This is a genomic window from Kitasatospora sp. NPDC057223 (genome assembly GCF_042669755.1).
Classification (GTDB): domain Bacteria; phylum Actinomycetota; class Actinomycetes; order Streptomycetales; family Streptomycetaceae; genus Kitasatospora.
This window is the reverse complement of sequence record NZ_JBHUWW010000095.1, coordinates 14,432-35,318: the sequence shown is the minus strand read 5'-3', so window position 1 is coordinate 35,318 and position 20,887 is coordinate 14,432. Positions and strand designations below refer to the sequence as shown.

Annotated in this window: 17 protein-coding genes and 1 riboswitch; of the genes, 8 read left to right on the top strand and 9 right to left on the bottom strand. The window is 73.0% G+C overall.

Going from position 1 to position 20,887, the window contains the following annotated elements; genetic code table 11:
• Positions 1 to 35 precede the first annotated feature (35 nt).
• Positions 36 to 437, bottom strand: a complete 402-nt coding sequence (locus tag ACFUK0_RS28095) for a gamma-glutamylcyclotransferase family protein (protein WP_380255030.1) — start codon at positions 435 to 437, stop codon at positions 36 to 38.
• A 173-nt stretch (positions 438 to 610) separates the two neighbouring features.
• Between ACFUK0_RS28095 and ACFUK0_RS28090 the strand changes: the two genes are divergently transcribed.
• Positions 611 to 1,588 (top strand): EamA family transporter, encoded by a 978-nt coding sequence (locus tag ACFUK0_RS28090; RefSeq protein WP_380255028.1) that lies wholly within the window; start codon positions 611 to 613, stop codon positions 1,586 to 1,588.
• Positions 1,589 to 1,635: 47 nt separating this feature from the next.
• The gene (locus ACFUK0_RS28085) at positions 1,636 to 2,352 is read left to right on the top strand and encodes a hypothetical protein (RefSeq protein ID WP_380255026.1); all 717 of its coding nucleotides are present in this window, start codon (positions 1,636 to 1,638) and stop codon (positions 2,350 to 2,352) included.
• Here ACFUK0_RS28085 and ACFUK0_RS28080 read toward each other — a convergent pair.
• The 3 genes from ACFUK0_RS28080 to ACFUK0_RS28070 all read right to left on the bottom strand — a co-directional run bounded on the left by ACFUK0_RS28080 (position 2,271) and on the right by ACFUK0_RS28070 (position 4,787).
• On the bottom strand, positions 2,271 to 3,095 hold the full coding sequence (locus ACFUK0_RS28080) for a hypothetical protein (protein ID WP_380255024.1): 825 nt from the start codon (positions 3,093 to 3,095) through the stop codon (positions 2,271 to 2,273). The two genes, ACFUK0_RS28085 and ACFUK0_RS28080, sit on opposite strands and share 82 nt — an antisense overlap.
• Positions 3,096 to 3,174: 79 nt before the next feature.
• Positions 3,175 to 4,158 (bottom strand): diiron oxygenase, encoded by a 984-nt coding sequence (locus ACFUK0_RS28075; protein ID WP_380255022.1) that lies wholly within the window; start codon positions 4,156 to 4,158, stop codon positions 3,175 to 3,177.
• Positions 4,155 to 4,787 carry a TetR/AcrR family transcriptional regulator gene (locus ACFUK0_RS28070; RefSeq protein ID WP_380255020.1) on the bottom strand — a complete coding sequence of 211 codons (633 nt, stop codon included), beginning with the start codon at positions 4,785 to 4,787 and terminating at the stop codon, positions 4,155 to 4,157. Before ACFUK0_RS28070 ends, ACFUK0_RS28075 begins: the two co-directional genes overlap by 4 nt.
• Before the next feature lie 146 nt (positions 4,788 to 4,933).
• Positions 4,934 to 5,026, top strand: a riboswitch (ZMP/ZTP riboswitch).
• Between the two features lie 19 nt (positions 5,027 to 5,045).
• On the opposite strand from ACFUK0_RS28070, the gene ACFUK0_RS28065 reads away from it, so the two are divergent.
• Complete coding sequence (locus ACFUK0_RS28065) at positions 5,046 to 6,521, top strand: glycine hydroxymethyltransferase (RefSeq protein WP_380255018.1); 1,476 nt, start codon at positions 5,046 to 5,048, stop codon at positions 6,519 to 6,521.
• Positions 6,522 to 6,561: 40 nt separating this feature from the next.
• Here the strand turns inward: ACFUK0_RS28065 and ACFUK0_RS28060 are convergent, their stop codons facing one another.
• From ACFUK0_RS28060 to ACFUK0_RS28040, 5 genes are all read right to left on the bottom strand, one after another.
• A complete protein-coding gene (locus ACFUK0_RS28060) occupies positions 6,562 to 6,777 on the bottom strand; it encodes a hypothetical protein (protein WP_380255016.1) in 216 nt (71 codons plus the stop codon).
• A 146-nt stretch (positions 6,778 to 6,923) separates the two neighbouring features.
• Positions 6,924 to 8,006 (bottom strand): Zn-dependent alcohol dehydrogenase, encoded by a 1,083-nt coding sequence (locus tag ACFUK0_RS28055; protein WP_380255014.1) that lies wholly within the window; start codon positions 8,004 to 8,006, stop codon positions 6,924 to 6,926.
• A 76-nt stretch (positions 8,007 to 8,082) separates the two neighbouring features.
• Positions 8,083 to 9,501 (bottom strand): aldehyde dehydrogenase family protein, encoded by a 1,419-nt coding sequence (locus tag ACFUK0_RS28050; RefSeq protein WP_380255012.1) that lies wholly within the window; start codon positions 9,499 to 9,501, stop codon positions 8,083 to 8,085.
• A 166-nt stretch (positions 9,502 to 9,667) separates the two neighbouring features.
• Positions 9,668 to 13,147 carry an NACHT domain-containing protein gene (locus ACFUK0_RS28045; RefSeq protein WP_380255010.1) on the bottom strand — a complete coding sequence of 1,160 codons (3,480 nt, stop codon included), beginning with the start codon at positions 13,145 to 13,147 and terminating at the stop codon, positions 9,668 to 9,670.
• Between the two features lie 261 nt (positions 13,148 to 13,408).
• Positions 13,409 to 14,266, bottom strand: coding sequence for a GntR family transcriptional regulator (locus ACFUK0_RS28040; protein WP_380255008.1), 858 nt, complete (start codon positions 14,264 to 14,266; stop codon positions 13,409 to 13,411).
• Positions 14,267 to 14,574: 308 nt separating this feature from the next.
• On the opposite strand from ACFUK0_RS28040, the gene ACFUK0_RS28035 reads away from it, so the two are divergent.
• The 5 genes from ACFUK0_RS28035 (at position 14,575) to ACFUK0_RS28015 (ending at position 20,865) form a co-directional block, all read left to right on the top strand.
• Positions 14,575 to 15,885: an extracellular solute-binding protein gene (locus ACFUK0_RS28035; protein ID WP_380255006.1), complete on the top strand. Its 1,311-nt coding sequence runs from the start codon at positions 14,575 to 14,577 to the stop codon at positions 15,883 to 15,885.
• 36 nt (positions 15,886 to 15,921) lie between these two features.
• The gene (locus ACFUK0_RS28030; protein ID WP_380255004.1) at positions 15,922 to 16,893 is read left to right on the top strand and encodes a carbohydrate ABC transporter permease; all 972 of its coding nucleotides are present in this window, start codon (positions 15,922 to 15,924) and stop codon (positions 16,891 to 16,893) included.
• A complete protein-coding gene (locus ACFUK0_RS28025) occupies positions 16,890 to 17,735 on the top strand; it encodes a carbohydrate ABC transporter permease (RefSeq protein WP_380255002.1) in 846 nt (281 codons plus the stop codon). Before ACFUK0_RS28030 ends, ACFUK0_RS28025 begins: the two co-directional genes overlap by 4 nt.
• A 2-nt stretch (positions 17,736 to 17,737) precedes the next feature.
• The gene (locus ACFUK0_RS28020) at positions 17,738 to 19,381 is read left to right on the top strand and encodes a beta-N-acetylhexosaminidase (protein WP_380255000.1); all 1,644 of its coding nucleotides are present in this window, start codon (positions 17,738 to 17,740) and stop codon (positions 19,379 to 19,381) included.
• A gap of 89 nt (positions 19,382 to 19,470) precedes the next feature.
• On the top strand, positions 19,471 to 20,865 hold the full coding sequence (locus tag ACFUK0_RS28015; RefSeq protein WP_380255032.1) for a cellulose binding domain-containing protein: 1,395 nt from the start codon (positions 19,471 to 19,473) through the stop codon (positions 20,863 to 20,865).
• Positions 20,866 to 20,887 lie beyond the last annotated feature (22 nt).

The window sequence follows — 20,887 nt, the reverse complement described above, 5'->3', positions numbered from 1 at the left end:
GACCGGTACGGTCCGCGCCCGCCGCGCTGCCGGGATCAGCGGTCCGTCCAGTCGCCCGAGGCGATCAGCGCCGGGCGCGCGGCGAGGGCGGCGGCCGCGCGCGGACCGGCCAGGTAGACCCAGGCATCCGTCTCCGCGCCGTCCGCCGTCCGGACGGGCAGCCGCCGCCGCACGTACAGGCCCGAGCCGTCCGGGCGGCACTCCTCCAGCCGGTCCAGCGCGTCCAGCAGCCGCTCGTACGCGGCGGCCCGGACGCCGAGCAGTTCACCGACCACCCGGTGCACCGGGTCGGGGACGGCGTACGGGAACCCCGGCCCGTCGTGCAGGGCGGCACCGGCCAGCACGGCCGGGAGGACCGACGTGCACTGCCCCCCGAGCAGCGCGTCGTGGTTTCTGCCGCCGGGGCGCAGCGTGCCGTACACGAAGAAGGGGAGCACGGGGAACCTCCTGAGCGGGTGCGGTGGGCGGACGCGGTGGGCGGGGGTGCTGCCGGTACGGGGGAGCGGCCACGGTACCCGGAGTACGGTGCGGCCGGATACCGACTGGCGCGCGGGCCTGCCGATGCGGTCTCATGGCCATCGTCGTACAGCACCGTTACAGGGAGACACCCATGACCGCACCGGCCCCGCAGAGACCTCCGGCGATCGGGAAGGCCCCGGCCGCCCCGGGTGCGGCCGGGCAGTCGGCCGCCGGCGACCGGGTCCGGCTGAGCGGCGCGGTCTGGGCCGCGCTGGGCATCGTCTACGTCCTCTGGGGGTCGACCTACCTGGCGATCCGGATCACCGTGGAGACCCTGCCGTCCTTCCTCTCGGCCGGCTCGCGCTCGCTCCTCGCCGGCCTGCTGCTGCTCGGCCTGGTGGCCTGGCGCCAGGGGCCCGCCGCCGTCCGGGTGACCCGGCGCCAGTTCGGCTCCGCCGCCCTGGTCGGCGTCCTACTGCTGACCGGTGGCAACGGTCTGGTGGTGCTCGGCGAGAACTCCATCCCGTCCGGGCTGGCCGCCCTGCTGGTCGCCGTCGTCCCGCTCTGGATGGTGCTGCTGACCATGGCCGCCGGCACCCGCCCGCGCCCGGCCGCCCTCGGCGGGGTGCTGCTCGGCCTGGCCGGCCTCGCGGTGCTCTCCTGGCCCGCGCTCGGCGGCGACGTGGCGCCCGCCGGCGTGATCGCCGTGGTGGCCGCCACCCTCACCTGGGCGGCAGGCTCGTTCGCGTCCGGCCGGATCAGCATGCCGCGGAACGTCTTCGCCGCCGCCGCCTACCAGATGATCGTCGGCGGCTCCGCCGGTCTGCTGGTCGGCCTGGCCCGCGGTGAGCAGCACGGCCTCGACCTCGGCCAGGTCTCCACCCGCTCCTGGCTGGCCCTCGCCTACCTGGTGGTCTTCGGCTCACTGGTCGCCTTCACCGCGTACGCCTGGCTGCTGCAGTCCGCGCCGCTGACCCTGGTCTCCACCTACGCGTACGTCAACCCGGTGGTGGCGGTCCTGCTCGGCTGGCTGGTCCTCTCGGAGCCGCTGACCGGCCCGATCGTGCTCGGCGGAGCGATCGTGGTGGCCGCCGTCTGCCTGGTCGTCAGTACGGCGCGGCGGCGCTGAGAGCGTCGCCGCACCGGATCGCGCCACCGCTCCGGCACACTGACCCCGTGCACCGACTCCTCGACGACCCCGGCCCCGAGGGCTTCCTCGCCGACTGGTACGGCCCGCCCGACCAGGCAGGCACACCCGGCCACGCGGGCGCGTCCGGCGACGGACCGGCCGTCGCACCCGCCGTCGCGGCGGCGGCCGTGGACGGCCTGCCGCCCGCACTCGCCGAGTGGTACACCGTCACGGCCGGCTACGGCCGGCCCGTCCTGTTCAACCACAGGATCGCCGCGCCGGACGAGCTGTACGAGGACGACGGGCTGATCGCCTTCTGCCGCGACGACTTCGAGGCCCAGGAGTTCGGCGTCGCCCCGGGCGACGGCGACCCGGTCGTCCACCAGCGCTGGATCGGTGACGCGGTGGCCTGGGAGCCGCACCCCGAGGGCCTGCTGCTCTCGCAGTTCCTGCCCGCACTGCTCCTGCACGAGTCGGTCGAGGGCGCCCGGCACGCCGCCCGCGCGAGCAGGCTGGCCCTCGCCCGCTGCGCCGAACTGCTCGCGCCCCTGCACCGGCTGCCCGGCCCGGAACTCTTCACCCGCCAGTACGCCGGCGAAGGCCTCCTCGCCATCGCCTGGCCCGAGCCGGACGAAGACACCTGGACCGTCCACCTGGCCGCCCGCGAGGAGGCGTCGCTCCGCTACACGGCGGCCGTCCCGGGCGTCACCTTCGGCCCGGGGGAGTGGTGCCCGGAGGAGGGGGAGACGGGCGAGGGTCCGTAGGCCCGGGAGTCGTCGCGCCCCGCCCGCGAGGACACTTGGTGGGCGGCGTACAGCAGCACCTTGGTGAGCGCGCCCCCCAGAACACCCAGGACGAAGGCCGCCGCCTGGAGCGGGACGAGGTAGGACGGCCGGGGGTACGTACCCAGCGCGACGATCTGCGCGTACTGCAGGGCCTCGGTCGCGAAGGTGCCCAGCAGCACCAGCGGCAGCACGCGCAGGACGGCGCGCAGGCCGCCGTGGGAGAGCCGCCAGGCCCGGCGCAGGCCCCGTCCCTCCAGCAGGACCGCCATCGGCAGCAAGGCGGCGGCGAACGCCAGGTACAGCGAGGCCAGTTGGATCGCCGACATCGCGGGCGAGAAGACGATGTCCGTGTAGGCCCCGCCGTCCACGTAGACCAGGAGTCGCAGCACACCGACGAGGTCCAGGGCCACCAGCCAGCAGCTCAGCCGCCCGATCCGCCGCACGTCGGGCCGCAGTGCCGACAGGATGCCGTGGCCGCCGTCCAGGATCCGCAGGCCGGCGGACCAGCCCCAGGCTGCCAGGAGGTGACCCGCGGCGAGCTGCAACGCCTCGGTCACCACCCACGGACCGTGCAGGTAGCTCAGCGCGTGCAGCGGCACCAGGGTCCAGGCGAGGCCGCCGAACAGCACCTGGACCACCAGCAGCCGCCACCAGCAGGCCGCCAGACTTCCCCTTACGAGCGTCCACCAGCTGTCGCCGGGCCGCTCCGTCCATTCGATCATCGCGCGACCTTAGCCCACGGCCGGTGATCCGGCCTCTCCGTATCGGTCAGCCGCCCGGCTGCCGGGGCGCTCCGCTGCCTCAGGAGGCCCGACGGGCGGCCGGGAGCAGCCCCGCACGGCGCCACCGGTGCTCGGAGTGGCGGTCGATCAGGCCCAGACCGCTGAAGAACTCGACGGCCTTGCGGGCCCAGTCGATCTTCGCCTGCTGCCAGTCCGGGTTCCGGGCGGCGGCCTGCCGGGCGACCCGGGGGTCGAGGCCGGCCAGGGCGTAGACCCGGGGGTGGATGACCTCGGTGACCGACTGGTGGGCGAGCAGGGCCAGGGTCTGGCGGAAGACCGCCCGGCGCGGGGCGCTCATCCTGGCCCAGCGGCGCTCCAACTCCGGCTTGGCGTAGCCGATGTGGCGGGCCTCCTCGATCACGTGGATGCGGGCGACCGAGCGGGCCAGGGGCTGCAGGCTGTCGTCCCTGACCATCTCGCGCTGCATCGCGTCGGTGAACTCCTCGACGAAGACGGCGCCGGCGAACATCATGGTGGTGTCGTTGAGCAGGAAGTGCAGCCTGCCGAGCCGCTGCGCCCGGCGGGAGGGGCGGGCCGAGGGGTAGCCCATGGCCGTGATGTAGCGCGCGAACATGGTCGAGTGGCGGCACTCGTCGGCGACCTCGGTCAGCGCGTACTGCGCGTGCCTGGTGGTGAGGTCGCTCTCGTAGACGTGCCGGATCAGGCCCTCCATCAGGATCAGCTCGAACCAGATGCCCGCCGCCATGGTGCTGGCGAGCTCGTGGACGCTCAGCCGCACCTGCTGACGGTGCGTCATGGAGGCCCAGAGCGGCGTGCCGTGGAGCGAGACGCGGTGCGGCGGTATGGCGAACTGGTCGGGATCGACGGGCGCCGCCCAGTCGATCTCGGTCAGCGGGTCGTGGGAGTGCCTGGCGGAGACCCGCAGGAGGCGCTCGGCGTTCCGTTCGCGGGCGTCGGGCCGCGTGTCGGGCCGTGCGCCGGGGCGGGCGGCGGGCAGGGTGTCCGGCCGGTCGTCGGGCCGGGTGGAGGTGGCGTCGGTCATCGGTTCGCTCCGGTTGGCGAGGTGGGGGCGGATTCCTGGTGGCCGAGGGCGCGCAGGGCGAACACCGAGAGCGCGGGGACGAGTTCCTCGGCCGGGGAGCCGTCCGCCAGGGGGCCGACCAGTGCCTCGCCGACCGCGCCGACCAGGGCGGCGGCGGTCAGCCTCGGGTCCTGGGCGGGCAGCCGGCCGGCGGCCACGCCCTCGGCGATCAGACCGGCGATCAAGTCCCGGAAGGCCAGCCGGAAGACCAGCCGCTGGGCGTCCACCTCGGGGCCGACGGGTTCGGCGAGCAGCGCGAACGCGAGGCGGGGTGCGCTGAGCGCCCGGCCGGCGAAGGTGCCGATCACCGAGGAGACCTGGGCGGCCAGGTCCCCGTCGAAGGCGGCGGCCGCGCGCACCGCCGCGATCTCGCGGCCGACCACGGTGCGGAACAGCTCGGCGACCAGCTCGGCCTTGTTCGGGAACGAGCGGTACACGCTGCCGGTCGCGATGCCGGCCCGCTGTGCGACGGCGGCCACCGAGCAGGCGGCGTAACCGTGTTCGGAGAGCAGCTCGGTCGCGGCGGTGAGGACGGCGGCCCGCTGGGCGTCGAGCCGGGCCCGGACGGCGGGGGTGCTTCGGTAGGCCATGGCAAGAAGTGAAGCAGTGATTCACGGCCTCATCAATACCCCGGGTGCGGCCCGATCGGCGGGGGCGGCCGGGCTGCCGGTGCCCACCGGCGCCGCGTCCCGCATCGTGAGACCCCCGTCGCGGCCCCCGGCGCCCTGTTACGATCCCGGTGAGCCGCGACTGGCGCGACAGGGATGGAATCAACCATCGGGAAGCGGCTCCGTGTCTCACGTTGTCGCCGTGCGCCTGGGCCGTCCGTTCCGAGCGAGGAGACCCCCTTGCCTGCCCAGGCCCCTGACACCACCGCCCCGCACACCACCGCTTCGCCGGCCGCCAACACCGCGTTCCGCAGCGCCCTGGACGTCGTCCGCCAGGTCGAGCCGCGCATCGCGGACGCCATCGGCGCCGAGGTGGAGGACCAGCGCGCCTCCCTCAAACTGATCGCCAGTGAGAACTACGCCTCCCCGGCCGTGCTGCTCGCGATGGGCAACTGGTTCAGCGACAAGTACGCCGAGGGCACCGTCGGCCGCCGCTTCTACGCGGGCTGCCGCAACGTCGACACCGTGGAGGCGCTCGCCGCCGAGCACGCCCGCGAGCTGTTCGGCGCCCAGCACGCCTACGTCCAGCCGCACTCCGGCATCGACGCCAACCTGGTCGCCTTCTGGGCGGTGCTCTCCCAGCGGGTCGAGAGCCCGGCCCTCCAGCGTGCGCAGGCGCGGCACGTCAACGACCTGACCGAGCAGGACTGGGCGCAGCTGCGCCAGGAACTCGGCAACCAGCGGATGCTCGGCATGTCGCTGGACACCGGCGGCCACCTCACGCACGGCTTCCGCCCGAACATCTCGGGCAAGATGTTCGAGCAGCGCAGCTACGGCACCGACCCGGCCACCGGCCTCATCGACTACGACGCGCTGCGCGCCACCGCCCGCGAGTTCCGCCCGCTGATCCTGGTGGCCGGCTACTCGGCGTACCCGCGCCTGGTGAACTTCCGCCTGATGCGGGAGATCGCGGACGAGGTCGGCGCCACCCTGATGGTCGACATGGCGCACTTCGCCGGCCTGGTCGCGGGCAAGGTGCTGACCGGCGACTTCAACCCCGTCCCGCACGCGCAGATCGTCACCACCACCACGCACAAGTCGCTGCGCGGCCCGCGCGGCGGCATGGTGCTCTGCGACGCCGAGCTGGCCGAGCACGTCGACCGGGGCTGCCCGATGGTGCTCGGCGGCCCGCTCTCGCACGTGATGGCGGCCAAGGCGGTCGCGTTCGCGGAGGCCCGCCGCCCCGAGTTCCAGGACTACGCCCGCCGGATCGTCGAGAACGCGAACGCCCTCGCCGAGGGCCTGCTGCGGCGCGGCGGCAGGCTCGTCACCGGCGGCACCGACAACCACCTCGTCCTCGCGGACGTCTCCGGCTACGGCCTGACCGGCCGGCAGGCCGAGGCGGCGCTGCTCGACGCGGGCATCGTCACCAACCGCAACTCCGTCCCGCAGGACCCGAACGGCGCCTGGTACACCTCGGGCGTGCGCCTGGGTACCCCCGCGCTGACCACCCGAGGCCTCGGCGTCGCCGAGATGGACGAGATCGCGGGCCTGATCGACACCGTGCTGCGCGGCACCACGCCCGTCACCACGGCCGCCGGCGCCCCGTCCAAGGCCCAGTACGTGCTGGACGCGGCGCTGCGGGACGGCGTGGCCAAGCGGTCCGCCGACCTGCTGGCCGGTTTCCCGCTCTACCCGGGCATCGACCTGGCCTGACGGCGGGCCCGGGCGGCACCGGTGCGGATGCCGGTGCCGGTCAGGCCGCCGGGCGCGGCTCCGGACGCCCGAACGCGGGGAGGAAGGACATCGGCACGCCGTCGTCCGACAGCGGGGCGTAGTCGAACCAGCCCGTGAGAGCGGGCAGTTCGGCGGTGTCCTCGGCGGCGGAGGCCACCGGTGCGGCGGCCCCCAGCAGGAGGGCCGCCGCAACCAGGGTGCCGAACAGGCGGCGGCGTGGGACGGATCGTGGCATCGCGGTACTTCCTCGCACCCGGTGGAGCCGCCTCCCGGCTCTCGGTACCACCATGCTGGCGCCGCAGGGCCCCGGGAGGGGCGCCGCGCGCCCGGAAGGTCACCCGGACGGCGCCCGCGCCGCAGCAGGGCCCGCTGCCACCGGGCCTACGGGAAGACGACCAGCGACCGGCCGCCCTGGCCGGCGGCCATCCGGTCGAACGCGGCGGGGATCTCGTCCAGGGTGATCCGGTCGGTGATCAGGGCGTCCAGGTCGAGCCGGCCGGCCCGGACGTGCTCGGCGAGGACGGGGATGTCCTTGGCCGGGTCGCTGTTGCCGTAGACGCAGGCGCTGAGGGTGCGGGCGAAGTGGAAGACCTCCAGGGCGGAGAACGAGACCAGGTCGTCCTTGCGGCCGATGCCCACCACGGTGGTGCGCCCGCCGCGCCGGGTGGAGGACCACGCGGCGCGGATGGTGACGCCCCGTCCGACGCACTCGAACGCGTGGTCGGCGCCGTGGCCGCCGGTCAGCGTCCGTACGGTCCTGGCGGTCCGGTCGTCGGAGAGGACGAACTCGGTCGCGCCGTGGCGGCGGGCCAGCTCCTCCTTCTCCGGGGTGACGTCGACCGCGATGACGGGGCCGGCGCCGGCGATCCGGGCCGCCTGCAGTACGGCGAGGCCCACGCCGCCGAGGCCCAGTACCACCACCGACTCCCCGGCGCGGACCCGGGCCGCGTTGTGCACGGCGCCGTATCCGGTGAGCACCGCGCAGCCGAGCAGGGCGGCGCCGTCCAGCGGTACGCCGTGGGGCAGCGGCAGCACGGCCCGCTCGGCGACCACCGTCTCCTCGGCGAACGCGGCGACGCCCAGGCCCGGGTACAGGCCGGTGCCGTCGGCGAGTGCCGCGTAGGTGTGGGTGGAGGCGGCACCGGAGTTCTCGCACAGCCACGGCTCGCCGAGCGAGCAGAGGTGGCAGGTGCCGCAGGCGGGCGCCCAGTTGAGCACGACGGCGTCGCCGGGGCGTACCGAGGAGACGCCCTCGCCGACGGCCGTGACGGTGCCGGCGCCCTCGTGGCCGAGCACCACGGGGGCCGGGGTGCGCAGCACGCCGGTGGCCAGCGACAGGTCGGAGTGGCAGATGCCGGCTGCCGCCAGCTTCACCCGGACCTGGCCGGGGCCGGGCTCGGGCAGCTCGATCTCGACCAGCTCCAGCGGGCTGCCGACGGCGGTGAGCAGGGCGGCGCGGACCATGTGGGGTACCTCGGATTCGTCGGGTCGGTCGGATGCGTCGGTGGGATGCGTCGGGGGGCCGGGGAGCCGGCGGGTGTCAGAACTGGAGGGACTTCGTCTGGAGGAACTCCTCCAGGCCGTGCCGTCCCAGCTCACGGCCCAGCCCGGAGCCCTTGTGGCCGCCGAAGGGTGCCAGCGGGTTGAAGCGGCCGCCGTTGATGTCGACCTGGCCGGTGTCCATCCGGCGGGCGAACGCGGCGGCGGTCTCGTTGTCGGCGGCCCAGACGCCGCCGGCCAGTCCGTAGTCGGTGCCGTTGGCGATCTCCAGGGCGTGCTCCTCGTCGCGGTAGCGCAGGATGGACAGTACCGGGCCGAAGACCTCCTCCCGGGCGACGGTCATCTCCGGTGTGACGTCGGCGAGGACGGTCGGTCGGACGTAGTAGCCGGTGTCCAGGCCCTCGGGGGCGTCCGCGCCGCCGGCGGCCAGCCGGGCGCCCTCGGCGAGCGCGCCGGTGATGTAGTCGCGCACCCGCTCGCGCTGCCGGGCGCTGACCACCGGGCCGACCCGGGTCTGCGGCTCGGCGGGGTCGCCGGGGACGTACTTCGCGGCGGCCTTGGCGGCGATCGCCACGGCCTCCTCGTACTGGTCCTCGTGCACCAGCAGCCTGGTCCAGGCGCTGCAGGTCTGGCCGGAGTTGGCGAAGACGTTGCCGACGTTGACGTTGACCGCGCGGGCCAGGTCGGCGCCCGGCAGCACGACGTTGGCGGACTTGCCGCCGAGCTCCAGGGTGACGCGCTTGACGCCGCGCCCGGCCGTCTCGGCGATGCCGCGGCCCACGGCGGTGGAGCCGGTGAAGGAGACCAGGTCGACCCCGGGGTGCTCCGCCAGCGCCGCGCCCGCGACCGCGCCGAGGCCGGTGACCAGGTTGAACACCCCGGCGGGGAAGCCCGCCTCGTGCACGATCCGCGCGAACAGCCGGGCCACCAGCGGGGTGTCCTCGGCGGGCTTGAGGACGACGGTGCAGCCGGCCGCCAGCGCCGGGACGACCTTGGCGACGATCTGGTGCAGCGGGTAGTTCCACGGCGTGATCGCGGCGACCACGCCGGCCGGCTCGGCGTACACGGTGGAGTTGCCGACCTGCTCCTGGAACTCGTAGCCGGCCAGGATCGCGAGGTAGGAGTCGGCGACCGCGAGCGGCAGGGCGGCCTGCACGGCGGTGGCGAAGCCGATCGGGGAGCCCAGTTCGGCGGTGACGGTCGTGGCGATCTCCGTCTGGCGGGCGGCGAGGCCGTCGCGCAGCCGGGTCAGCGGCGCGAGCCGCTCCTCCCGGGTGGTCGCCGCCCAGGTGCGGGCGGCGGCGCGGGCCGCCGTGACGGCGGCGTCCACGTCGGCGGGCCCGCCGGCCGGGACGGTGGCGAGGGCCTGTTCGGTGGCGGGGTCGAGCACGGTGAGGGAATCGGCGCTGAGGGAGGGGCGCCAGGCTCCGCCGATGTACTGGTCTGCGTGCTGCTCCACAGGGGTCCTCTTCTCGGGCCGGTGACGCTCTCGGTGGCAACGCGTTAACTAGCGATGCTAGTCAACGCGCCGAGTGTCGTCGGCGCAAGGCCCGGGACATGTGGCGGAGGTCATCGACGGATCGTCAGCCGGGGCCCCGGGATCGTCGCCCTCCCGCCCCGGGCCGTCACCCCCGGGGCCGCTGCCGGGCGGGCTGCTCCTCCGGCTGGGGTACGTCCCGGGCCCGTTCTCCCATCTGCTCCCAGAACTGCCGCAGGGCGGCGACGGATGTCCTGCGCTGCCACCGGGCCCGGCGGCGGAACCGGAGCTGGAGCCAGGACCAGGGCTGCCACCGTCTCAACAGGGACCGCTGGTTCATGCAGAAGACCTCGCTGAGCTCCACCCGCAGGTCCGGGATCTTCGGCGGGGCCGGGCACAGGTTGAACGGGCAGACGTCGGCGCACCGGGAGCCCGGCAGCGCCGCCGCCGTGTGGGCCGTCGTCCGTGCGGGGTCCATCGTGGTGCGGTCGTGGGACAGGCAGGTGGGGAGCTGCGGCGCGATGCCGCGGTCCCAGTCCAGCCGCCGGAAGAGCTCCCTCGGGCGGTCGGCCCGTTCGGTGAGGGACACCAGCAGGACGACGTCGGCCAGGAGTTGCTGGGCGTCCGGGTCCAGGGTGCTCCAGCCCGCGGAGGGCGGGATCCAGAGGTTGTGCCGGCATGGCTCGGCGGGCGACCCGCTCTCCGAGCCCACCTGGGACGCGACCCGGGCCTCGTCGATCCAGAGGAACCGCTCGGGGCACCGCGTCTCCAGCGCCCGCACCGCGAGCCGGCCGGCGGCCGCCACCAAGGGGTGCTCCCGCTCGCCGGGCGGCAGCCGCAGCCACCGCCGGACCTGCTCCTTCGGGTCGGCCCCGTGCCCGTGCTCCGGCCGCTGCTGGGTGACGTCGTCCGGCAGGGCCCACAGGGTGAGCGCGTGCAGCAGGGTGAGGCGGGTGAACCAGAAGCGGTTGTCCTTGAGCATGCCCCAGGCCTGTTCGGCGAGGAACTCGCGCGCGTCCCCGCGGGCGGGCGGGCGGACCCGGCGGTTGGCCGCGTGCTTGAAGCCGTGCGCCAGGGCGACCTCCAGGCCCCGTTTCCCGTACGGGTCCCGGTGCTCCTCGCCGCCGGAGTCGGAGGCCAGCGTGCTCAGCCAGGACTCCAGGTCGTCGTACGGGGTGTCGGCGTGGTGCGCCATCGCCACGGAGTCGACGAGCATCGGGACGAGCCGGGCGCTCATCGTGTTCTGGTTCCAGCTGGACCGCTCCTGCCTGGCCTCCTCCGCCTCCTGCTCCCGTTCGGCCTCGTCCTGCCGGGCCCGGCCGGCCCGGTCCTGCTTGCGCCGCTCGCGCTCCCCGCCCGGGCCCGGTGCCCGCCGGGGGGCGGTGCGGGGCGGGGGCCCGGCGACGGACGCCTCCCACCGGGTGACCGTGGGGGCCGGGCCGAGCAGTCGGTCGCGCAGCGCGGTGAACGCCGCCTCGCCGCCGGCCCCGATCTCCTGCGCGATGGCTGTCCGCACGTGGTAGACCGGCTCCTGCCGGGCGATGGCGTACAGCTGGTCGTAGGCCGGCCTGCCGCCGCTCAGGGCCGCACTGCGGGAGGCCGCGCCCAGCCGTCTGACCAGCGAGATCTTGGCCGACCTGAGCCGCCCCGGGTCCCGCTCCTGCAGCTTGCTCCAGACCCGGGGGAGCGGCGCGGCGATGGCGCCCGGGTCGGGGCGGTTGTCGACGCTGTCGATGTCCAGGGCGGCCCCGTACATGTCGAGCACCTTGGCGGGTGACGTCCGGACCTCGGCCGCCTGCGGGCAGGCGGCCTCCGGCCGGCCCGGTCCGCTCTGCGGGAGCGCCCGGCAGGCCTCTTCGAGCAGCAGCGACCGCAGGGCCCTGATCGGGCAGGCCGGGTCCGGTCCGCCGGTGGCCGGGCAGGTGCAGCACGCGTTCTCCTTCAGCGAGCGGGAGTGGAACACGAGGGAGATGAGGATCTCCCGCCCCGGGTCCCGCAGCGCCGCCGGGAAGTAGTTCCCGTCCGGCGCCGGGCGGCCGTCCGGGCCGGGTGCGCCGAGCACCGTGTCCAGGTACCGGGATCCGAGGTAGGCCTGCATGATGCTGTGCTGGAAGCGCACGAAGTCGCCGGACTCCTCGACGATGCCCATCCGGGTGCCCCAGGTCGCGGCGAGCCGCACGTCGATCGGGCTCTCGCCCCTCCGTCTCCTCAGTTCCGCCGCGATCAGGGAGCTGGACGGCCCGGCTTCGAGCTGGTCGAATTTCACCTGCGACGAATCCGACTTCAGCCCGATGCACGCCAGCGCCGAGATGTACTCCACGCTCACCCGCCGCTCGTCGCGGGTGAGCGGCAGCTCGGAGTGCAGGTAGCCGTCGAGGAGGGCGTCCGTCCAGGCCTCCAGGAGGTCGAACCTCAGCTCCCACATGGTGTGGTCGGCCGCGTCCCCGAGGCCGTCCTCCTCACTGACCCAGACCTGCTCCAGCAGGTTCCTGTGGTGCAGGTCCTTGGCCACCTGAAGGTAGAGCGGCGACTCGGTGACGTTGGCGACCTCGATGATCCGCCCGAGCCGGCGCTTGTCGGCACGCCAGTCCCCGTTCGAGGAGATGTACTCCAGCGCGGTCTCCTCGCTCAGCGGTTCGAGTTCGGTGACGGCGGCCTCCATGGCCCGCAGCGGGTCGTGCGGCCGGGAGGTGATGACCAGCGGCAGCCGGGCGTCACCCGCCGCGCGGATCGCCTTGCGGATCAGGTTGTCCCGGTCGGCGGCCGCCAGTCCGTTGCCGGACAGCGCCTCCTCCAGGCCGTCCGCGAGCACGACGATCTTGCCGTGCCGCCGGAGCAGCCGCCACACCTTCTCCGCCTCGGCGTCCGAGCGGGTCTGCGGTTCGACGATGCTGCGGAACCGCGCGTAGGCGAGTGCGCTGAAGTTCAGTGCGCTCTGGGCGTCGCGCAACCGGACGGGGACGGGGAACGCGCCCTGCCGGGCCAGCATCTCGGTCAGGCGGACGACCAGGGCGGTCTTCCCGGTGCCGATCGCGCCGACGACCACGTGGGGGCGCCGGGCCGTGCTGTCCCGCATGTTGTCCATGAGGGCGTTGCAGAGCTGGTCGCGTCCGACCACGTAGCCCATGATGCTGCCGGCGGACTCCACGATCGAGCGTGACTCGTGCTTCGCCTTGCGCATGTAGAACGAGTGGACCGACCGGAACCGCCAGACGAGGAAGAAGACGGTGGTGAGGGCCAGCGTGAGGACGGGGATCACGGTGCTGTTCACCACGCCGCACGAGTAGCCGGTGGCCCTGCAGCTGGTGTCCGGGTCGACGCTCCAGGGCCAGTCGGGCCAGATCAGCTGGCCCTTGCTGAACACCGCCACGGCGGCCTTGACGATCCAGAGGACCAGGCACAGGGCGAGGAGCACCGCGAAGGAGATGCCGAGTGTTCTCCGCAGCGGCGAACGCCAGCGTTTCGCGGGAGCGGCCCCCCTGGTCATCAGCCAGCCGGAGCGTAACTCCCGGCCGAGCGAGACGAACGGCCAGCGCACCAGGGCCCAGCTCCGTCCGACCACCCCCGCCGGGGGTGCGGGATTCCGCACGGTGATCCTGATCCGGCGCATACCGGTTGCGCGACGCATGTCCCGCTCCCTCTGCCGTGTGGATCCTGGCGCTCGGGTCGGGGCGGTGAGCGTCGCAGGGCCGACGGCGATGGGATTCAGTGAGGAGAGTCCGCGGCAGCAGTACGGGCGGGCCGGGCGGCCGGCACTGCCGGCGCGCCGGGGCGACGGGGCGAAATCTGCTGCTGGTTCAAGCCTAGTCGCGATCATCCGTACCCGCGCCACCGGCCGGGGCGCCGGTTCGCACCCCGCCCGGCGGCGCGCGGTACGCGGCCCGCGGCGTCAGGTCGTCGGCTGGATGTCCCCGACGGTCACGGTCAGGCCGCCCGCCCCACTCGTCAGGTCGCCGGGCGGGATGCCGGGGTGGTGGCGCGAGGCGTCCGGCCCCGGTGCGGGGGAGGGGCGGTCCGGCCCGGCGAGGGAGATCCGGGAGACGATCCGGTAGCGGTCGCCGCGGTACAGCGAGTGGACGTACTCGACGGGCCGGCCCGAACGGTCGGTGGTCAGCCGCTCGAACAGCAGGGCGGGGGAGAGCACCGGGACGCTGAGCAGCCGGGCCTCCCGGTCACTGGTGACGGTCGGCTCGATCGACTGCACGGCCTGGTGCACCTGGATGCCGTGCTGGTCGCGGAGCAGTTCGTAGAAGTCGCCGGACTCCATGTCGGAGGAGGTCAGCCCCGGTACCAGCGAGGCCGGTACGTGCAGGTACTCGATGGCCATCGGTTCGCCGTCGACCAGCCGCAATCTGGCGATGTAGACGATTTCGGCGGCCGGTGAGATGTGCAGTTTCCGGCCCACCCGGGCGCCGGCCTGGACGACCGAGAACTCCAGCACCCGGCTGGCCCAGGTCCCGGCCGCCCGGGGGAGGACGAAGGCGCTGTCCTCCTGCGCCATCGCGAGTTCCTGGGTGATCTTCGCCGGTGCGACGAACATGCCCCGGCCGTGTTCGCGCACGATCAGGCCGGTGGTGACGAGTTCGTCCACCGCGGCGCGCAACGTGGGCCGGGAAACCCCGAGCTGTTCGCACAGGGCGCGTTCGGAGGGGATCGGGTCGCCGGCGGCCTGGGATTCCACGAGGTTTCTGAGGTAGTCGCGGACTCGGGTGCGCTTGAGAACGGGACCGGGGTCCTCGCCGCCCATGATTGTTCCCCCTTCGTACGGTCGGACATGACCAGCCGAGACTAGCCAGATGTTGACCAGTTGGCCAGCGCCCTTCAACGGTGCGGGCCCGCCATCGGCGTGTGTCCGACCGGTGTCCCTGTCGTTTCCGTCCAGTCTCACGCTGACCAGCGGCTGACCAGTTGACCCCGGGACTGCGAGGGGGAGCGGAATTTCGGTCCGTCCGGAGGTCTTGACGCGCCAACTGGTATCTGCGAACTTCTCTTACCAGTGCCGCTCCAGTCGGTAACTGGTAAGTTTCGAAGCTCCCATTCGAGGTGACGTCCTCCGTGAGATCCCCCGCGCCCTCCCGTTCCGGCTCCCGCCCCCGCCCCGCCACCGCAGCGCTCGCCGCAGCCGCCGTCCTGGCCCTGACCGCCCTCACCGCGTGCAGCTCCTCCGCCGACGCGGGCGGCGGCTCCACCGCCGCCGCGCCGTCCGAGCTGACCGTCTGGATCATGCGGGACAGTGTCTCCGACGGCTTCCTCCAGCGGTTCAAGGCCGACTTCGAGAGCAGCCACGCGGGCACCACCCTGGACATCCAGATCCAGGAGTGGGACGGCATCGGCCAGAAGATCACCAGTGCGCTGGCCAGCAAGGACGCCCCCGACGTCATCGAGGTCGGCAACACCCAGGTCGCCCAGTACGCCGCCAGCGGTGGCGTCAAGGACCTCACCGACAAGACCACCGACCTCCAGGGCGGCGACTGGATACCCGGCCTCGCCGAGCCCGGCAAGATCGACGGCAAGCAGTACGGCATCCCCTGGTACGCGGCCAACCGGGTCGTCATCTACAACAAGGACCTCTTCGCGCAGGCCGGCATCACCACCCCGCCGAAGACCCGCGAGGAGTGGATCGCCGACACCACCAAGCTCAACACCGGTGGCAACGACGGCATCTACCTCAGCGGCCAGACCTGGTACGCCCTGGCCGGCTTCGTCTGGGACGAGGGCGGCGACCTCGCCGCCAAGGGCGCCGACGGAAAGTGGGCCGGCACCCTGGACACCCCGCAGGCCAAGGCCGGCATGGCGTTCTACCAGCAGCTCCAGGCCCTCGGCAGCGGCCCCAAGGACGCCGACGAGGCCAAGCCGCTGCAGGCCGAGGTGTTCGCCAAGGGCAAGAGCGCGCAGGTCATCTCCACCCCCGGCGGCGCGGCGGCCATCCTGAAGGCCAACCCGGCGCTCAAGGACAAGCTCGGCTTCTTCCCGATCCCCGGCAAGAGCGCGGCCAAGCCCGGCGCCGTCTTCACCGGCGGCTCCGACCTGGTCATCCCCGAGTCCTCCCGGCACCAGGCGGGCGCGTACGAGGTGGTCAAGTCCCTGGCCGGCGAGAAGTGGCAGACCGACATGGCCAAGGAGATGAGCTACGTCCCCAACCGGACCTCGCTGGCCGGCGTCCTGGCCGGCAACGAGGGCGCCTCGGCGATGGCCGCCGGCGCGGTCAACGGACACGCCACGCCCAACTCCCCCAACTGGGCCGCCGTCGAGGCGAACAACCCGGTCAAGCAGTACATGACCCAGGTGCTCACCGGCGCCGACCCCGGCGTCGCCGGCAAGACCGCCTCCGAGGCCATCACCAAGGCCCTCAACAGCTCCTCCTGACCCCCCGACAGCACCCCGAGACGGGAGTCGCACGCCGTGCTCACCGCACCCGAGGCCGTACCCCGGCCGACCGCCCCGGCGCCACCGCCGCCGGCCCGCCGCCCCGCGAGACGCAGCGTCCTCGCCACGGCCCGGCCGTACCTGTTGATCGCCCCGACGCTCGTGGGCACGGCGTTCCTGCTGCTCTACCCGCTGGCCCGGAACATCCTGATGTCCTTCCAGCACTTCCGGATGGCCGAACTCATCCACGGCGGGGCCTCGTTCGTCGGCCTCGCCAACTACACCCAGGTACTGTCCGACCCGGACTTCTGGACGGTCGTGCGCCGCACCCTGTGGTGGACCGCCCTCAACACCGCGCTCATCATGCTGTTCGGCACCCTGATCGCCCTGATGCTCGCCAGGCTCGGCCGGTGGATGCGGTTCGCGGTGATGAGCGGCCTCGTTCTCACCTGGGCGACGCCGGTGATCGCCGCCACCACGATCTTCCAGTGGCTGTTCCAGTCCCGCTTCGGAGTGGTCAACTGGTCACTGGACAAGCTCGGGTTCAGCTCCTTCCGGGACTACGCCTGGTTCGCGCACAGCGGCTCGACGTTCTTCATCCTGGTCGCGCTGGTCGTCTGGCAGTCCGTCCCGTTCGCCGCCCTCACCCTGTACGGCGGCCTCACCACCATCCCCGCCGAGCTGTACGAGGCGGCCCGGCTCGACGGCGCCGGCGCCTGGCAGACCTTCCGCCTCGTCACCTTCCCCGTCCTGCGGCCCCTGTTCGCCCTGGTCACCTCGCTGGAGGTGATCTGGTGCTTCAAGTGCTTCGCCCAGATCTGGGTGATCAGCCAGGGCGGCCCGGGCGACGCCACCACGACCCTCCCGGTGTACGCGTTCCAGATCGCGCAGTCCCTGCACAAGTACGACCTCGGCTCGGCCGTCTCCACCCTCACCGTGCTCATCCTCGCCGGCGCCCTGGTCTTCAACCTGCGCCGGATGTTCCGCCAGGAAGGTGAGGCGCTGTGAACGCCCACGCCGCCCGCCGCGCCCTGCGCCGGATCCCGCTCAACGCCGCAGCGCTGGCCGTCCTCGCGGTCTCGGTGTTCCCGGTGTACTGGATGGCGATCACCGCCCTCAAGCCCACCGCCGACATCCAGGCGGACACCCCGTCCTTCCTGCCGCTGCACCCCACGCTCGACCACTTCCGCACCGCCGTCCACGCCGCCGGCTTCGGTACGTTCTGGCGCAACAGCCTGCTCGTCACACTCGGTGCCGTGCTGATGTCCCTGCTGGTGGCGCTGCTCGCGGCGTTCGCGGTCGGACGGATGCGCTGGCGCGGGCGGCGGGCCTTCATCCTGATGGTGTTCATCGCGCAGATGGCGCCCTGGGAGGCGCTGCTGATCCCGATGTACGTGATCGCCCGGGACACCGACATGCTCGACAGCCTCAGCATGCTCACCCTGGTCTACTTCATGACCACCCTGCCGTTCACCATCGTCACGCTGCGCGGTTTCCTCGCCGCCATCCCGGTCGAACTGGAGGAGTCCGCCCAGGTGGACGGGTGCAGCCGGGCCGGGGCGTTCCGCCGGGTGACGCTGCCGCTGCTCGCCCCGGGCCTGCTGTCCACCTCGCTGTTCGGGTTCATCACCGCCTGGAACGAGTTCGCGTTCGCCAACACCCTGATCATCAAGAACCAGGACGCCCGCACCCTGCCGGTCTGGCTCTCCTCCTTCGCCAACGTCTTCGGCACCGACTGGGGCGCCACCATGGCTGCCTCCTCGCTCTTCATGCTCCCCGTCCTGCTGGTCTTCCTCGTTCTTCAGAACAGGGTCACCTCCGGAATGACCGCCGGCGCCGTCAAGGGCTGACCGTGCCCCGCCACCACCGCCTCCTGGAGACCTCCACCGTGATCATTCCGAAGCCAGGCCGGCTCGTCCGCGCCCCCGGGGCCTTCACGCTCGATCCGACCACCACCGTCCGCGCCGCCGGCGGAGCCCTGAGCGCGGCGGACCTGCTGCGCACCCTGCTGGCCCCCGCCACCGGCCTGCCGCTCGCCCCGGCCGGCGAGGCGGGCTCCACCGGCGGCGTCGTCGAACTGATCCTCGACCCGTCCGGCCACGGGCCGGGCAGCTCCGGCGGTCTCGGCGGTCTCGGCGGTCTCGGTGACGAGGGCTACCACCTCACCGTCACCCCCGACGCCGTCCGGCTGCGCGCCGCCCGCGTGGCGGGCCTGCTGCACGGCGTCCAGACCCTGCGCCAACTGCTGCCGCCCGAGGCCTTGGAGGACCGGCCGGTGCACGGCGTCGCCTGGCGGATCCCCTGCCTGGACGTCACCGACGTGCCGCGCTTCGGCTGGCGCGGCGCGATGGTCGACGTCGCCCGGCACTTCCAGCCGCTGCCCTTCCTGCTGCGCACCGTCGACCTGCTGGCCTTCCACAAGCTGAACGTCCTGCACCTGCACCTCACCGACGACCAGGGCTGGCGGATGCCGAGCGCCGCGTACCCGCTGCTCACCGAGATCGGCGGCAGCAGGGCCCGGTCGATGCTCGGGCAGGCCGGCAGCGAGCGCTACGACGACCGGCCGCACGGCGGCTCCTACACCGTCGAGGAGCTGCGCACCCTGGTGCGCTACGCGGCCGAACGCGGCGTCACCGTGGTGCCCGAGATCGAGATGCCCGGCCACACCCGGGCGGTCCTCGCCGCGTACCCGCACATGGGCAACGTGCCCGGCCGCCGGCTGGACGTCTGGACCGAGTGGGGCGTCTGCGAGAACGTCCTCGGGGTGCACGACGAGGTGCTGGACTTCTGCCGCACCGTGCTCGGCGAGGTGCTCGACGTCTTCCCGTCCCGCTACGTCCACATCGGCGGGGACGAATGCCCCACCGTGGAGTGGGAGCAGAGCCCGGACGCCCGCCGCCGCGCCGCCGAACTTGGCCTGGCCGCACCGAAGGAGCTGCACGGCTGGTTCCTCGGCCGGATCGGCGACTTCCTGATCGACGCGGGCCGCCGGCCGATCTGCTGGGCGGAGGACAGCTCCTCGTCGCTGCCGCCCGAGTTCGCCGTCATGCCGTGGCGGGACGGCGACCACGGGCTCGCCGCCGCCCGGCGCGGCCACGAGGTGGTGATGGCGCCGCACCGCTCCACCTACCTCGACTACCCGCAGTCCGACGCGCCGGACGAACCGCTCGGGCAGGCCGGCGAGATCGTCGATCTCCGCGCCGTCCACGACAACGAGCCCGCCCCGGAGTACTGGGAGCCCGCCGAGCGGGCCCGGGTGCTCGGCACCCAGGCACAGCTGTGGAGCGAGTTCGTCATCACCCCAGAGCAGGCCGACTACCTCACCTTCCCCCGGCTCTGCGCGCTCGCCGACCGCGCGTGGAACCCGTCCAGCGACTGGACCACGGACTTTCTGCCGGCCCTGCGTGACCACAGGCCGCGCCTGCACGCACTGGGCATCAACCGCACCACCCGCACCACCCGCTCCACCCTCTCCACCCTCTCCACCCCGCAGTAATCCGGTTCCGCAGTAATCCCGCAAGCCCCCACTTCGAAGGGATCACCGTGTCAGCAGGACTCCGCATTCCCGCCCGGGTCCGGACGGCGATGGCCGTCTGCACCGCCGCCGGCCTGGCCTGCGCCGCGCTCGTCACCGCCCCGGCCTCGGCCGCGACGGACTCGCTCACCGCGCAGTACCGCACCAGTGCGGGCGGCGCCACCGCGGACCAGTCCGAACCGTGGCTGGAGATCACCAACACCGGTACGAACACGGTCGCGCTCAGTGGCGTGACACTGCGCTACTACTTCAAGGCCGACGGCCCGAACGTGACGTACCGCTTCGCCTGCTCCTGGGCGGTCAAGGGCTGCGCCAACATCACCGGCACCTTCGGCACCCTGGCCAACCCCACGGCCACGGCGGACCGCTACCTGGAGATCGGCTTCACGGCCGGCGCCGGCTCGCTCGCCCCCGGGCAGAACACCGGCGACATGCAGCTGCGCTTCTACCGCGCGGACTGGCAGACCCTCACCCAGTCCGACGACTACTCCTTCAACGGTGCGCAGAGCACCTACGCCAACGCCCCCAAGGTCACCCTGCAGCGCGGCGGCGCCGTCGTCTGGGGCACCGCCCCGGCCGGCAACAACCCGACCACCCCGCCCACCACTCCGCCGACCACACCCCCGACCGACCCCAACGCCCCCGCCCTGTTCGACGACTTCAACTACGGCACCAGCACCGAACCGGCCGTCCAGCAGCACGGCTGGACCGTCAAGTCCGGCCAGGGCGGCCCCGGTGTCCCCGGTGCCACCTGGTCGCCGCAGGACATCACCTTCCAGTCCTCCGGCGGCAACAGCGTCATGAACCTGAGGCTGACCACCGACGGCACCGCCGCCGGCACCAAGGAGACCGAACTCCAGACCACCGCCCGCAAGTTCAAGAACGGGACGTACGCCGCCCGGGTCAAGTTCAACGACGCCCCGAACAGCGGTCCGGACGGGGACCACGTCAACCAGACCTTCTTCACCTTCACCCCGCTCAACGCGCCGATGGACCCGGACTACAGCGAGCAGGACTTCGAGTACCTGCCCAACGGCGGCTGGGGCGAGCAGGGCAACATCATGTACAGCACGTCCTGGGAGACCTACAACCCGGACCCGTGGAACGCGGTCAACGCCCACGGTGAGGCCCGGCAGTCCTACAACGGCTGGCACGACCTGCAGTTGACGGTCGACAACACCAGCATCACCTACTACATCGACGGCCAGGTCTTCGCCACCCACGGCGAGCCGTACCTGCCCGAGAAGCCGCAGTGGATCGACTTCAACCACTGGCTGATCGACCTCAACGGCCAGACCAGCAGCACCCCCCGCTCGTACGACGAGCAGGTGGACTACGTGTACTTCGTCAAGGACCAGGTCCTCACCCCGGCCCAGGTCACCGCGAAGGTGGCGGGCTACCGCAGCGCCGGCACCAAGTTCACCGACACGGTGCCCGGCAGCTAGCCGCCGCCCGCCTGCTCCGCCC